The sequence below is a fragment of the Paracoccus endophyticus genome, assembly GCF_003286075.1.
GTDB lineage: Bacteria > Pseudomonadota > Alphaproteobacteria > Rhodobacterales > Rhodobacteraceae > Paracoccus > Paracoccus endophyticus.
Genome location: NZ_QLUV01000011.1, coordinates 43,554 through 57,486, shown reverse-complemented (window position 1 = coordinate 57,486; position 13,933 = coordinate 43,554). Strand labels below are relative to the sequence as shown.

At 70.9% G+C, this 13,933-nt stretch carries 16 protein-coding genes; 5 read left to right on the top strand and 11 right to left on the bottom strand.

The annotated features are described in order from the left end of the window. Positions 1-54 precede the first annotated feature (54 nt). The 4 genes from DPQ23_RS12320 to plsY all read left to right on the top strand — a co-directional run bounded on the left by DPQ23_RS12320 (position 55) and on the right by plsY (position 3,751). A complete protein-coding gene (locus DPQ23_RS12320; protein WP_112875086.1) occupies positions 55-651 on the top strand; it encodes a YqgE/AlgH family protein in 597 nt (198 codons plus the stop codon). Positions 652-825: 174 nt separating this feature from the next. Next, positions 826-1,794, top strand: a complete 969-nt coding sequence (locus DPQ23_RS12315; RefSeq protein ID WP_112875085.1) for an aspartate carbamoyltransferase catalytic subunit — start codon at positions 826-828, stop codon at positions 1,792-1,794. A gap of 87 nt (positions 1,795-1,881) precedes the next feature. Then, a complete protein-coding gene (pyrC, locus tag DPQ23_RS12310) occupies positions 1,882-3,156 on the top strand; it encodes a dihydroorotase (protein ID WP_112875084.1) in 1,275 nt (424 codons plus the stop codon). Continuing rightward, positions 3,149-3,751 carry a glycerol-3-phosphate 1-O-acyltransferase PlsY gene (gene plsY, locus DPQ23_RS12305; protein ID WP_112875083.1) on the top strand — a complete coding sequence of 201 codons (603 nt, stop codon included), beginning with the start codon at positions 3,149-3,151 and terminating at the stop codon, positions 3,749-3,751. The genes pyrC and plsY overlap by 8 nt, the downstream gene beginning before the upstream one ends. On the opposite strand, the gene DPQ23_RS12300 is transcribed toward plsY, so the two are convergent. The 10 genes from DPQ23_RS12300 to DPQ23_RS15455 all read right to left on the bottom strand — a co-directional run bounded on the left by DPQ23_RS12300 (position 3,748) and on the right by DPQ23_RS15455 (position 10,562). After that, positions 3,748-4,008 (bottom strand): hypothetical protein, encoded by a 261-nt coding sequence (locus DPQ23_RS12300; RefSeq protein WP_112875082.1) that lies wholly within the window; start codon positions 4,006-4,008, stop codon positions 3,748-3,750. The genes plsY and DPQ23_RS12300 overlap by 4 nt on opposite strands. 73 nt (positions 4,009-4,081) lie before the next feature. After that, positions 4,082-4,564, bottom strand: coding sequence for an isoprenylcysteine carboxyl methyltransferase family protein (locus tag DPQ23_RS12295; protein WP_112875081.1), 483 nt, complete (start codon positions 4,562-4,564; stop codon positions 4,082-4,084). Beyond that, complete coding sequence (locus DPQ23_RS12290) at positions 4,561-5,649, bottom strand: type III polyketide synthase (protein ID WP_240602689.1); 1,089 nt, start codon at positions 5,647-5,649, stop codon at positions 4,561-4,563. Before DPQ23_RS12290 ends, DPQ23_RS12295 begins: the two co-directional genes overlap by 4 nt. 55 nt (positions 5,650-5,704) lie before the next feature. After that, entirely contained in the window at positions 5,705-6,580 is an 876-nt protein-coding gene (locus tag DPQ23_RS12285; RefSeq protein WP_112875080.1) for a 3-hydroxybutyryl-CoA dehydrogenase, read from the bottom strand. A 130-nt stretch (positions 6,581-6,710) separates the two neighbouring features. Beyond that, complete coding sequence (locus DPQ23_RS12280) at positions 6,711-7,646, bottom strand: electron transfer flavoprotein subunit alpha/FixB family protein (protein ID WP_112875079.1); 936 nt, start codon at positions 7,644-7,646, stop codon at positions 6,711-6,713. Continuing rightward, positions 7,646-8,404 carry an electron transfer flavoprotein subunit beta/FixA family protein gene (locus tag DPQ23_RS12275; RefSeq protein WP_112875078.1) on the bottom strand — a complete coding sequence of 253 codons (759 nt, stop codon included), beginning with the start codon at positions 8,402-8,404 and terminating at the stop codon, positions 7,646-7,648. Before DPQ23_RS12275 ends, DPQ23_RS12280 begins: the two co-directional genes overlap by 1 nt. A 144-nt stretch (positions 8,405-8,548) precedes the next feature. After that, positions 8,549-9,121 carry a cob(I)yrinic acid a,c-diamide adenosyltransferase gene (locus DPQ23_RS12270; RefSeq protein ID WP_112875077.1) on the bottom strand — a complete coding sequence of 191 codons (573 nt, stop codon included), beginning with the start codon at positions 9,119-9,121 and terminating at the stop codon, positions 8,549-8,551. A 1-nt stretch (position 9,122) separates the two neighbouring features. Beyond that, a complete protein-coding gene (locus tag DPQ23_RS12265) occupies positions 9,123-9,323 on the bottom strand; it encodes a twin transmembrane helix small protein (RefSeq protein WP_112875076.1) in 201 nt (66 codons plus the stop codon). Between the two features lie 25 nt (positions 9,324-9,348). Continuing rightward, positions 9,349-10,173 (bottom strand): SDR family NAD(P)-dependent oxidoreductase, encoded by an 825-nt coding sequence (locus tag DPQ23_RS12260; protein WP_112875075.1) that lies wholly within the window; start codon positions 10,171-10,173, stop codon positions 9,349-9,351. 26 nt (positions 10,174-10,199) lie between these two features. Continuing rightward, entirely contained in the window at positions 10,200-10,562 is a 363-nt protein-coding gene (locus DPQ23_RS15455; protein WP_162630732.1) for an SH3 domain-containing protein, read from the bottom strand. A 235-nt stretch (positions 10,563-10,797) separates the two neighbouring features. Here DPQ23_RS15455 and parC point away from each other — a divergent pair, with 235 nt between their 5' ends. Further along, positions 10,798-13,026, top strand: a complete 2,229-nt coding sequence (gene parC, locus DPQ23_RS12250) for a DNA topoisomerase IV subunit A (protein ID WP_112875074.1) — start codon at positions 10,798-10,800, stop codon at positions 13,024-13,026. A gap of 23 nt (positions 13,027-13,049) precedes the next feature. On the opposite strand, the gene DPQ23_RS12245 is transcribed toward parC, so the two are convergent. Then, positions 13,050-13,829 (bottom strand): IclR family transcriptional regulator, encoded by a 780-nt coding sequence (locus DPQ23_RS12245; RefSeq protein WP_112875073.1) that lies wholly within the window; start codon positions 13,827-13,829, stop codon positions 13,050-13,052. Between the last annotated feature and the right edge of the window lie 104 nt (positions 13,830-13,933).

Genomic DNA, 13,933 nt, shown 5'->3' with positions numbered 1-13,933 from the left:
GTGATCTTGCAGACGCGTCCCCGCGCACCGATGTTCAGGGGGAAAGGAACCGCGATGACCCCCACCGATACCGAAAGCCTGACCGGCAAGCTGCTGATCGCGATGCCGGGGATGAACGACCCCCGTTTTGCCCGGTCCGTCGTGCTGGTCTGCGCGCATGGCGAGCAGGGCGCGATGGGGCTGGTGCTGAACCGCCCGCTGCCCGAGATCCGCTTTGCCGACCTGCTGGGCCAGTTGGGGATCGACACCCAGGGCGAGGTGCCGGCGCTGCCCGTCCATTTCGGCGGCCCGGTCGAGCCGGGGCGCGGATTCGTGCTGCACCGCCTGCGCCAGGACGACGCGACCGCGGGTGACGAGGTCGAGGGCGGGCGCATGCGGATCGGCGAGGGCGGTCTGGCGATGACGACGACGCGCGACATCCTGGAAGACATCGCCCGCGGGCGCGGCCCCGACCGGGCGGTGCTGTCGCTGGGCTATGCGGGCTGGGACGCGGGCCAGTTGGAAAGCGAGCTGATGGCGAACGGCTGGCTGACCGCCGAGCCGGGCGACGAGATCGTGTTCGGCACCGACAACAGCCACAAGTGGCAGGCGGCGCTGAAGTCGCTGGGCATCGACCCGACCATGCTGTCCGCCGCGGCCGGCCACGCCTGATCCGGCCCGGCCCGGCCCGGCCCGACCCCCCCCCCCGGGCGGAGTGTGATGGCCGTATCGCCAAAGGCCGTGGCCCGGTTCGCCTGTCGCGGCGGCGGTGCGGTCGGACCGCGCGTCCGGCTTGCCCGCGGTCCCCCCATTTGCGATAGAGGCCGCGGACAACGAGAGGCCCCCATGACGTTCCGCGCCCGTCACCTTCTTGGGGTCGAACCGCTGGCCCCGGCCGAGATCACCACCCTGCTGGATCTGGCGGAAACCTATGTCGCCCTGAACCGCCGCACCGTGAAGCACGGCGACGCGCTTGAGGGGCTGACCCAGATCAACCTGTTCTTCGAGGCCTCGACCCGCACCCAGTCCAGCTTCGAGCTGGCCGGCAAGCGGCTGGGCGCGGACGTGATGAACATGGCCGTCGCCCAGTCCAGCGTGAAAAAGGGCGAGACGCTGATCGACACCGCGCTGACGCTGAACGCCATGCAGCCGGACCTGCTGGTGGTGCGCCACCCCAACAGCGGCGCGGTGAACCTGCTGGCCAGCAAGGTCAACTGCGCCGTGCTGAACGCCGGCGACGGGCGGCACGAGCATCCCACCCAGGCGCTGCTGGACGCGCTGACGATCCGGCGCGCCAAGGGGCGGCTGCACCGGCTGACCGTGGCGATCTGCGGCGACATCGCCCATTCCCGCGTCGCGCGGTCGAACCTGATCCTGCTGGGCAAGATGGAAAACCGCGTCCGGCTGGTCGGGCCCGCGACGCTGATGCCGCGCGGTGCGGCCGACTGGGGCTGCGAGATCCACGAGGACATGCGCGCGGGACTGCAGGATGCCGACGTCGTGATGATGCTGCGCCTGCAAAAGGAGCGCATGGACGGCGGCTTCATCCCGTCCGAGCGCGAATATTTCCACCGCTGGGGGCTGGATGCCGAAAAGCTGGCGCTGGCGAAACCCGATGCCATCGTGATGCACCCCGGCCCGATGAACCGCGGCGTCGAGATCGACGGCACCATCGCCGACGACATCAACCGCAGCGTCATCCAGGACCAGGTCGAGATGGGCGTGGCCGTCCGCATGGCTGCGATGGACCTGCTGGCGCGCAACCTGCGGGCCGAACGCGGCGCACGGGCGGCGGGTGGGGGCGTTTATGTCTGAGGCCCCGCGCCGCCGTGACGGCCGCACGGCGGTCGCGTCGCTTGCCGATCCCGCGGCTGCGGCCGTGACCGCCACAAGGGCTGCCCGATGATCCTGCACTTCCAGAACGCCCGCCTGATCGACCCCCAGGCGCTCAGCGACGAACCCGGCAGCCTGACCGTGCAGGATGGCACCATCGTCGCGCTGGACGGCGACGCGCCCGAAGGCGCGACCGTCATCGACTGCGGCGGCCGCTGCCTTGCGCCGGGGATCGTGGACTGGGGCGTCAAGATCGGAGAGCCGGGCGAGCGGCACCGCGAATCGATGCGCTCGGCGGCGCTGGCCGCCGCCGCGGGGGGCGTGACCACCATCGTCGCCCGGCCCGACACGCTGCCCCCCATCGACACGCCCGAGGGGCTGGAGTTCGTGACCCGCCGCGCCGCCGAACAGCCGGTCCGCATCCGCCACCAGGCCGCGCTGACCCGCGCGCGCGAGGGGCGCGAGATGGTCGAGATGGGATTCCTGATGGACGCGGGCGCGCTGGCCTTCACCGACGGGGTGCGGGTCGTCACCGACACGCGGCTGCTGTCGCGCTGCATGGCCTATGCGCGCGGCCTCGGCGCGCTGATCGTGGGCCATCCGCAGGACGCGGGGCTATCGCGGGGTGCTGCGGCGACGGCGGGCAAGTTCGCCTCGCTTTACGGCATCCCGGCGGTGTCGCCGATGGCCGAACGCATGGGGCTGGAACGCGACCTGGCGCTGGCGGAACTGACCGGGGTGCGCTGGCACGCCGACCAGATCACCACGGCCGCCGCCCTGCCGGTTCTGGACCGGGCGCGGGCGGCGGGGCTGGACGTGACGGCCGGCGCGTCCATCCATCACCTGACGCTGAACGAATACGATGTCGGCGACTATCGCACGTTCTTTCGCCTGACCCCGCCCCTGCGCTCCGAGGACGACCGCATGGCCCTGGTCGAGGCGGTGGCCGACGGCCGCATCGACGTGATCGGCAGCTTTCACACCCCCCAGGACGAGGAGGCCAAGCGCCTGCCGTTCGAGGTCGCGGCCCCCGGCGCGGTCGGGCTGGAAACCCTGCTGCCCGCCGCGATGCGGCTGTATCACCAGGGCGGCGTCGGGCTGGCGCAGCTGTGGCGTGCGCTGTCGCTGAATCCCGCCACGCGGCTGGGACTGCCCGGGGGTCGGCTGGCCGCGGGCACGCCGGCCGACCTGGTGCTGTTCGACCCCGACGCGCCCTTTGTGCTGGACCGTTTCGCGCTGCGGTCCAAGTCCAAGAACACCCCCTTCGACGGCACAAGGATGGAGGGGCGGGTGCTGGGCACCTGGGTCGGCGGCACACGCGTGTTCGGGGGCGATCATGGCTGACGCGCCGACCCTGATCGCCGCCGCGGTGGGCGGCTATCTGCTGGGGTCCATCCCCTTCGGCATCGTCATCACCCGCGCGCTGGGCCTGGGCGACCTGCGCGCCATCGGGTCGGGCAACATCGGCGCGACCAACGTGCTGCGCACCGGCAACAAGGGTGCGGCGCTGGCGACGCTGATCCTGGACAGCGGCAAGGGCGCCATGGCCGTCCTGCTGGCGCGCTGGCTGGCGGGCGACGCGGCCGCGCTGGCGGCCGGCGGCGCGGCCTTTCTGGGCCATCTGTTTCCCGTCTGGCTGGGCTTTCGGGGCGGCAAGGGGGTCGCCACGTTTCTGGGCACGACGCTGGCGCTGTTTCCCGCGCTGGGTGTGATGGCCTGCGCGCTGTGGCTGGCGACGGCGGCGATCACGCGCCTCTCGTCGCTGTCGGCGCTGGTTGCGGCCGCGGGCGCGCCCGTCTTTGCCCTGATCTGGGGCCTGCGCGGGCTCGCCGGTGTCACGCTGTTCATGGCGGTGCTGATCGTCCTGCGCCACCGCGCCAACATCCAGCGCCTGCTGGCGGGGACCGAGCCCCGGATCGGCGGGGCGAAGCCGCGCTAGACCGCGCGCCGCGCCAGCACCGCCTCGGCCGCGTCTGCGGCCCGTTTCGTGTTGGCGTGGATGCCGATCTGCAGATAGACAAAGCCCGCCATCAGCACCAGATAGACAAAGCCGCCCGCCAGGATAGCCAGGAAGGGCAGCACCCCGCCCTGCGGCTGGGTCAGCGCCGCGAAGGCCGCGACCACGATGGCGATCCCCATCAGAACGACAATGACGCCGACGACACGCTCGAACGAGTTCACGAAGAAAGTGCGCATGGGATCCTCTGGCCTGTTGCCGGTGCAGCAAAGCACGACTCTGTCGAGAAAACGTTAACGGCGGGCCTGCGCGTCAGGAATAAAGCGCCCGGTTTTCCGCCCGCAGGCGGATCGACAGGACGACGGCATTCAGGACGGTGAACGCTGCCGCCACCCCCACAAGCCCCAGCACCAGCGGGGCGACGGCGATTTCCGCCACGACCAGCGCATAGTTCGGATGGCGCAGCCACCGGAACGGGCCGCGGCGGACCAGAGGCTCGCCCGTGACGATGATCCGCGTCGTCCAGCGCGGCCCCAGCGTGGCCAGGATCCACAGCCGCAACCCCTGCAACAGCACGAACAGCGCCAGCCAGCCGGCGTGGACCGGCTGCCCCCAGCCAAGGACCGCGATGCAGGCCAGCCAGCCCGCGTGCAGCGCCACGATCAGCGGATAATGCGCGGCGCCATGCTCGACCGCGCCGCGGTCCATCAGCCGCGCGGTGTTGCGCCGCGCCAGCGCCAGCTCGGCCAGCCGCTGCACGACCAGAAAGCCGATGAACAGCGCAGCGCCCATCACAGGTCCAGCGGCAGCATCGACAGGGTGAACCCCGGCCCCAGCGCCGACAGCATCAGCCGACCCGTCGGGCGCCTGGCCAGAACCCGTTCCAGCACGAACAGAACCGTTGGCGCCGACATGTTGCCCGCATCGCGCAGCACCGCGCGTTCGGCGTCAAGGCTGCCGTCGGGCAGGTCCAGCGCGGCCTCGATCGCGGTCACCACCTTGGCCCCGCCGGGGTGGCAGACCATGCGCGCCACCGGCGTGTCGCCCATCCCGGGCCGCATCGCGGCCGCCGCTTGCGCCAGTTCCGCCTCGGCAAACGCCGGGATCGAGCGGTCGAAGATGACCCCCAGCCCGATGTCGTCCACGTCCCAGCCCATGATGTCCAGCGTGCTCGGCCACATGTGCTGGATGCCCCGCCCAACCGCAGGCCCGTGGTCGCCCGCGCCCGACCCCAGCACCACCGCCCCCGCGCCGTCGCCGAACAGCGCGGTGGCGATGATGTCGGCCTTGTCCATGCGGTCCATGCGGAACAGCAGGGTGCAGGTCTCGACCGCGACCATCAGGACGCGCGATCCGGGCCGCGCCGCGGCCATGTCGCGGGCGATGGACAGGCCCGTGACGCCCCCCGCGCAGCCCAGCCCGAACAGCGGCACCCGCTGCACGTCGGCGCGAAATCCCATCGCACGGGCCGCCCGCGCCTCGATCGTGGGGGTGGCGACGCCGGTGGACGAGACGGTGACGATCGTGTCGATCTGCGCGGCCTCCAGCCCCGCGGCCGCCAGCGCGCCGGCGGCCGCGTCCTGAAACAGCGCCGTCGCGCCCGCCAGATAGGCGTCGTTGCGCGCCTTCCACCCGTGCGGGCCGCCGAACCAGTCCATCGGCACCACGGAGCTGCGCTTGTCGATGCCGGCGTTCTCGAAGGCGGTGACGATCCGCTCGAACTGCGGATAGCGCGGCGCCAGCAGTTCTCGCGCGCGCGCGATGACGTCGGACTGGCGCAGGACATGAGGGGGCAGGGCGGTCGCCAGCCCCATCAGGCGCACGGTCACGTCAGCCGGCGCGGCGGGATCGCCCAGGGGCAAGGACTGGTGCAGCGTCACGATGCGCGTCTTTCACATGGCCCGACACCAAGCCGCGGGCGGCGCTTCTGTTCCGTCACCGGGTCGGCACCGGCGTGTCGCCCGCATAATCGTAGAACCCCCGCCCGGTCTTGCGGCCCAGCCAGCCCGCCTCGACGTATTTGGTCAAAAGCGGGCAGGGGCGGTACTTGGTGTCCGCAAGCCCCTCGTGCAGGACGTTCATGATCGCCAGGCAGGTGTCCAGCCCGATGAAATCAGCCAGTTCCAGCGGCCCCATGGGATGGTTCGCGCCCAGCTTCATCGACTCGTCGATGGATTTGACGTTCCCCACGCCCTCGTACAGCGTATAGACCGCCTCGTTGATCATCGGCATCAGGATGCGGTTGACGATGAAGGCCGGGAAATCCTCGGCGCTGGCGGCGGTCTTGCCCAGCTTTTCGACGACGCCCAGCATGGTGCGATAGGTGGCGTCGTCGGTGGCGATGCCGCGGATCAGCTCGACCAGCTGCATGACCGGGACGGGGTTCATGAAGTGAAAACCCATGAACTTGTGGGGCCGGTCGGTGCGGCTGGCCAGCCGCGTGATCGAGATGGACGAGGTGTTGGACGTCAGGATCGTGTCGGGCGTCAGGTGCGGCAGCAGCGCGTCGAAGATCTGCTGCTTGACCGTCTCGCGTTCGGTGGCGGCCTCGATCACCAGGTCGCAGGCGCCCAGGTCGGTCAGCGTCTCGGTCGTCCTGATGCGGGCCATCGCGGCGGCCTTGTCGTCGGCGGTGATCTTGTTGCGGCCGACCTGCCGTTCCAGGTTGCGGTCGATCAGGGCGACGGCCTTGTCCATCGCCTCGCGCGAGATGTCGGTCATCAGCACGTCGAAGCCTGCCAGCGCAAACACATGGGCGATGCCGTTGCCCATCTGACCCGCGCCGACGACGCCCACCGACTGAACCGCCATGCTCTTCTCCTGCCGTTTGACCGTCGTGACGATAGGGCGAACCCGGACGCAACGGCAATGGCAAACCGCCCGCAGCGGGGCTGCGGGCGGCTGGTTCGGGGGCGATGCCCCAGTCCCTCTCAATTCCCTCTCAGATTTTTTCCGTCAGTTCCGGGAGGATCGTGAAGATGTCGCCGACCAGTCCGTAGTCGGCGACCTGGAAGATGGGGGCTTCCTCGTCCTTGTTGATGGCGACGATGACCTTGCTGTCCTTCATCCCGGCAAGGTGCTGGATCGCGCCCGAGATGCCGGCGGCGATGTAGAGCTCGGGGGCCACCACCTTGCCGGTCTGGCCCACCTGCCAGTCGTTGGGGGCATAGCCCGAATCGACCGCGGCCCGGCTGGCGCCGACCGCCGCGCCCAGCTTGTCGGCCAGCGCCTCGACGATGGCGAAGGCGTCCTTGGACCCCAGCGCCCGCCCGCCCGACACGATCCGCTTGGCCGAGGTCAGCTCGGGCCGGTCGGAGGCCGCCACCTTGTCCTCGACCCAGGTCGCAAGCCCGCCCGCATCACCCGCGACCTCGTTGTGATCGACCGGGGCCGCGGCCGCGCCCGTGCCTGCCGCCTCGAAGCTGGCGGTCCGCACCGTCAGCACCTTGACGCGGTCGGCGGACCGCACCGTCTGGACCGCGTTGCCGGCATAGATGGGCCGGGCGAAGGTGTCGGCGTCCACCACCTCCATCACGTCGGGGATCACCATCACGTCCAGCAGCGCCGCGACGCGGGGCGCGATGTTGCGGGCGCTGGCCGTGGAGGGCAGCACGATGTGGCTGAACCCGCCCGCCAGCCCCACGATCAGGTCGGCCAGCGGCTCGGCCAGCCCGTGCGCATGCGCTGGCGCGCTGATGCACAGCACTCTGGCGACGCCGTCCAGCGTCGCCGCGCGGTCCGCGGCCCCGTGGCAGTCGTGGCCCGCGACCAGCACCGTCACCTCGCCCAGCGTCCTGGCCGCGGTCAGCGCCTTGGCGGTGGCGTCCACCGCCAGTTCCTTGCCGTTGTTGAGTTCGGCGACCAGAAGAACGGCCATCACACCACCCCCGCTTCTTTCAGTTTCGCAACCAGCTCGTCCACCGAGCCGACCTTGACGCCCGCCTTGCGCCCCGCAGGCTCGGCCGTCTTCACCACCGTCAGCCGCGGCGTCACGTCCACCCCCAGATCGGCGGCGGTCGTCTCCTCCAGCGGCTTCTTCTTGGCCTTCATGATGTTGGGCAGGCTCGCATAGCGCGGCTCGTTCAGCCGCAGGTCGGCCGTGACCACCGCCGGCAGCCGCACGCTGAGCGTCTGCAACCCGCCGTCGATCTCGCGCGTGACCCGCGCCGCATCCCCCTCGATCGCGATCTCGGAGGCATAGGTCGCCTGCCCCCAGCCCAGCAGCGCCGCCAGCATCTGCCCCGTCGCGTTCATGTCGTTGTCGATCGCCTGCTTGCCCGCGATCACCAGCCCGGGCTGCTCGCGCTCCACCACGGCCTTGAGGATCTTGGCCACCGCCAGGGGCTCGATGTCCTGGTGCACGTCGTCGGCCGCCACCACCAGGATGCCCCGGTCCGCCCCCATCGCCAGCGCCGTGCGGATCGTCTCGGCCGCCTGCTTGACGCCGATCGAGACGACGACGACCTCGGAGGCCGCGCCCTTCTCCTTCAGGCGGATCGCCTCCTCGACCGCAATCTCGTCGAACGGGTTCATCGACATCTTCACGTTCGACAGATCCACGCCAGACCCGTCAGACCTTACACGCGCCTTCACGTTGTAGTCGATCACCCGCTTGACCGGCACGAGAACCTTCATCGGCCTCTCTCCCCTGTATTGCGTTCAAAACCTGCGCATGGAGATAGCGACGGGGACGGGCGTTTGACAGGGCAAAAAATGCGTGGCCGCGCGGGACGCTGCGGCGCAGCGGGCGTGGACCGACCCGCCAGCGGACCCCGTGCCTCAGCGCGAGGCGCCCGGCACCCACAGGATGTCGCCCGCGCCTTCGTCGTTGGCCACCCGGGCCGCGACGAACAGCCAGTCCGACAGCCGGTTCAGATAGCGGATCGCGTCGGCGTTGATGTCCCCCCCGGTGGCCGCGTCCGTCGTGCAGCGTTCCGCGCGCCGGGCGACCGTGCGGGCCAGATGCAGATGCGCCGCCAGCGCCGTGCCGCCGGGCAGGATGAAGCTGCGCAGCGCCGACAGGCGGGCGTTCATCGCGTCGATCTCACCCTCCAGCCGCTCGACCTGCGAGGCAATCATCCGCAGGACCGGATAGGGCGCCTGCGCGTCGGCGGCGATGCCGGGGCGCGACAGGTCTGCGCCCAGGTCGAACAGGTCGTTCTGGATGACCGAGAGGCGGTCGGCCATCTCGCCTGCCGCGTGCAGCCGCGCCAGCCCCAGGGTCGCGTTCAGCTCGTCCACGGTGCCGTAGGCCTCGACCCTCGGGTCGTGCTTGCGCACCCGGCTGCCGTCCGACAGCGCCGTGTCGCCGCCGTCGCCCGTGCGGGTGTAGATCCGGTTCAGCACGACCATGTCAGTTCCCTCGCAACCAGACGAATGCCATGATGAGCGCGATCGCCACCGCCTGCGCGATCAGCCGCCATCGCATCAGGCGGTTCCCGTGCTTGCGGTTGAATTCGCCGCCGCGCGCAAAGCCGCCGATGCCGGTGGCCAGGATCGCCGTGACGGCGAGGACCGCCAGCGCGGCCAGGATGAACAGAGGCTTGTCCTGCATGGCGCCACCGCCTTTCGCGGGAACCCTAGCTGCGCCGGGCCACCCAGTCCAGTGCGCGGGTGGGCAGCACGCGCCGCGCGATCCCGACGACGACGGTGGGCCGTGTGACGGCATAGCGCGCGCGCGGGCGCGGGCTTTCCAGCGCGTGCACCAGCCGGTCGCTGACCGCGGCGGGCGGCAGCTCGAACCGATCCGGCCCGGACGGCTGGTAAAGCCGGCGCAGCAGGCTGGCGCGATAGTGATCGGCCCGCGCGCTGGACTGCCAGTCGATCCACCGTTCGAAATGAGGGATCGAGTTCGCGCGGATGCGGCTGGTGATCGGGCCGGGCTCGATCAGCACCACGCGGATCGGGGTGTCCGACAATTCCTGCCGCAGGACATCGGTCATCCCCTCCAGCGCGAACTTGGTCGCCACATAGGCGCCCCGCCAGGGGATGCCGATCAGGCCCAGCACCGAGCTGACGTTGACGATCCGCCCGGCGCCATGGGCGCGGAACTGGGGTATCAGGCGGCGGGTCAGATCATGGGTGCCGAACAGGTTCGCCTCGAAGATGGCGCGCAGGCCCCCGCGCGGCAGGTCCTCGAGCGCGCCGGGCAGGGCAAAGGCCGCGTTGTTGACCAGCGCGTCGATGGGCCCCATCGCCATCGCCGCCTCGGCGCAGGAGCGGGTGCTGTCCTCGTCTGCCAAATCAAGCGGAAGGACCGCCATCCCCTCGGCCCGGCGGGCGGCCAGGTCTTCGGCGCGCCGGCAGGTGGCGATGACGCGCCAGCCCCGCGCGTGCATCCGCCGCGCCATGTCCAGCCCGATCCCCGACGAGCAGCCGGTGATCAGCACGGTCCGGGGACGCACGTCCGGCGTGGGCGCAGGGGGCAAGATCAGACCGGCTGCTCGGACAGGTGACTGACGGGCACATACCCCCTCTGGCCGCTTGCATCGCGCACCGCGACGAAGCCGTCGCGGTGTTCGCCCAGCAGGTACAGCATCTCGCCCTGCGGCAGATCGCGCACCACCGTCGCGTCCGGCGTGGGCGCGGTAAAGATCCCGGCCTGCGGGTCCGCGACATACACCGCGCGCAGAGACGGCGCGCTCGGCTGCGGCGTGGCGCGGGCGGCGGGCGGCATGACCCCCGGCATCAGCCCGGCGCTGCGGGCCGGCGGGGTGCTGTCGGTCCAGTCTGTATCGAGCAGCGCAAGCAGGCCGAACAGCGCAACGAGGGAAAGGGCGATGACACGGAACATGGGATCTAGCAGGCGCCGGACAAGGTGCCGTCCTTTCGGTTCAGCCGCGGCCCGGGCAGGGGCGTGCGGCGGGGGGCAGGGCCGCCGTCGTGCCGACGGCTGGTTACAGGCAGGAACGCGGCGCCCCCGACGCCGTTCCCGCGACAGGATCATCAAACTGTCATGATCGGGCCCTGTTGCACGAATGCCGCGGTCGGGCTGGACCAAACCCGCAACCGGGCGTAGATCAGCGCCGATGAGCCAGTCCGATGATCCCGACCCCGACCTGCCGCAGGCCACCACGTCCGAGCCCCTGAGCCGGGCCATCGGCGAGCGCTATCTGACCTATGCGCTGTCCACGATCATGCACCGCGCGCTGCCCGACGCGCGCGACGGGCTGAAGCCCGTCCACCGCCGCATCCTGTATGCGATGCGCGAATTGCGGCTGTCGCCGACCGGCGCGTTCCGCAAGTCGGCCAAGATCTCGGGTGACGTGATGGGCAACTATCACCCGCACGGGGACGGGGCGATCTATGACGCGATGGCGCGATTGGCGCAGCCCTTCGCCATGCGCTATCCGCTGGTGGACGGGCAGGGCAACTTCGGCAGCCTGGACGGCGACAACCCGGCCGCCAGCCGCTATACCGAGGCGCGGCTGACCTTGGCCGCCGAGGCGCTGATGGAGGGGCTGGCCGAGAACGCGGTCGATTTCCGCCCCAACTATGACGGCACGCTGGAGGAGCCCGTCGTCCTGCCCGCGGCGTTCCCGAACCTGCTGTGCAACGGCGCGTCGGGCATCGCGGTCGGCATGGCCACGAACGTGCCCCCCCACAACCTGCACGAGGTCGTGGACGCCTGCCTGCACCTGATCAAGTCGCCCGAGGCCCGGCACGAGACGCTGATGGCGATCATGCCCGGCCCCGATTTCCCCACCGGCGGCGTGCTGGTCGAGGACGCGGCGACCCTCGCGGCCGCCTATCGCACCGGCCGCGGCAGCCTGCGCCTGCGCGCGCGCTGGCAGATCGAGGATCTGGGGCGCGGCGCCTGGCAGGTCATCGTGACCGAGATACCCTATCAGGTGCAGAAATCCAGGCTGATCGAGCGGCTGGCCGAACTGGTCACCACCCGCAAGATCCCGATCCTGGCCGATGTGCGCGACGAATCCGCCGACGACGTGCGGATCGTGCTGGAACCGCGCGCGCGCAACGTGGACGCGGCCCAGCTGATGGCCGCGCTGTTCCGGGTCAGCGACCTCGAGGTGCGGTTCGGGCTGAACATGAACGTGCTGATCGACGGGCGCACGCCCAGGGTCTGTTCCCTGACCGAGCTGCTGCGCGCGTTCCTGGACCACCGGCGCGAGGTGCTGCTGCGCCGCTCGGCCCACCGGCTGGAGAAGATCGCAGCGCGGCTCGAGGTGCTGGACGGCTACATCTTGGCCTATCTCAACCTCGACCGGGTGATCGAGATCATCCGCACCGAGGACGAGCCCAAGGCGGTGATGATGGCCGAGTTCGGCCTGACCGACCCGCAGGTCGAGGCGATCCTGAACATGCGCCTGCGCGCCCTGCGCCGGTTGGAGGAGATCGAGCTGCGCGCCGAACGCGACCGGCTGTCGGACGAGCAGGGCGGGCTGACGGCCCTGCTGGCCGACGAGCGCCGGCAGTGGGCCCGCATCGCCGAACAGCTGCGCGCGGTCCGCGGCCTGTTCGGCAAGTCCAACCCCGAAGGCGCCCGCCGGACCGAGATCACCGCCTCCGAGGATGTGCAGCCTGTCGATTACGACGCCATGATCGAGCGCGAGCCGGTGACGGTGATCCTGTCCCGCATGGGCTGGGTGCGCGCGATGAAGGGCCATCAGCCGCTGGACGCCGAGCTGAAGTTCCGCGACGGCGACGGGCCGTTCATGGCGCTGCACGCGGAAACCACCGACAAGCTGATGATCTTTGGCCAGAACGGCCGCTTCTACACGCTGCCCGCCAACAACCTGCCGGGCGGGCGCGGCCTGGGCGAGCCGCTGCGGCTGATGATCGACCTGCCCAACGACGCGGCCGTGCTGGCGATGTTCCCCTGGCGCGCGGACCAGCAGTATCTGGTCGCCTCGCGCGCGGGCGACGGGTTCGTGGTGAACGCGGCCGACATCCTGGCGCAGACGCGCGCGGGCAAGCAGGTGCTGAACGGCGAGGCGCTGCTGGTGCGCCGGGTCGAGGGCGACCACCTGGCCGTCGTGGGCGACAACCGCAAGCTGCTGGTCTTCCCGCTGTCCGAACTGCCCGAGATGGCGCGCGGCAAGGGCGTGCGGATGCAGAAGTTCAAGGACGGCGGCCTGGCGGATGCGAAATGCATCACGCTGTCGGTCGGGCTGTCGTGGCTGGACCCGGCGGGCCGCACGCGCACCGAACCCGACCTGACGGAATGGCTGGCCAAGCGCGGAACCGCCGGGCGCATGGCGCCGCGCGGATTTCCCCGCGACAACCGCTTCGGCTGAGCGTCGGCGGATCAGTCGGCGGATCAGTCGGCGGGGGCGGCGCCGCCCAGCAGCGCCGTCAGCTCGGCCGCGGCCTGACCGACCCGCGCGCCCATCGCGTCCAGTCGGTCGTCCGTCAGCCGCACCGCCGCGCCGGAAATCGAGATCGCGCAGGCCGCCTCGCCCTGCGGCGACCACACGACCGCGGCAAGGCAGCGCAGGCCGATCCCGAACTCCTCGTCGTCCAGGGCCCAGCCGCGGCGGCGGGTCAGGGCGATGTCGTCCAGCACCGCCTGCGGCGTGCGCAGGCTTTTCGACGTCAGCGGCGGCAGCCCCGCGCGGTCCGCCAGCGCCAGGATGTCGTCGTCGCGCCAGGTCGACAGGATCGCCTTGCCCATCGCCGACGAGAACACCGGCACGCGACGGCCGGGCGGCGACAGGGCGCGGCGGATTTCCCGGCTTTCGACCTGGCTGAGGGTGATCAGGTGGTCGTCGTCCAGGATGCCCAGGTTCGCCGTCTCGCGCGTCAGGTCGCGGAGGCGGCGCAGCAGCGGCAGGGCCGGGGCCACGAAGCTGAGCTTGCGGCCATAGGCCATGCCGGCCGAGAACGCCTCGCGCCCGATGTGCCAGACAGCGCCGGCAGGCTCGAACTGGGCGAAGCCCTGCTGCTCCAGCGTGGTCAGCAGCCGGTGCGCCGTGGACACCGGCAGCCCCGCGGCCCGTGCCAGATTGCTCAGCCGCGTGCCGCCGTCCGCCTGCCCGATCAGCCGCAACAGCGACAGCGCCCGCACCACCGACTGAACCCCGTCCCGCGCCTCGGCCATGGCCCCCCTCCCTTCGCCTACTTTCCGCATCATGGGAAAAATACGCGGCCCTGTCACGTCCGCCCGCGCCGGGTGGTATTCACCGCCCAGTCGCAGGAGAATGC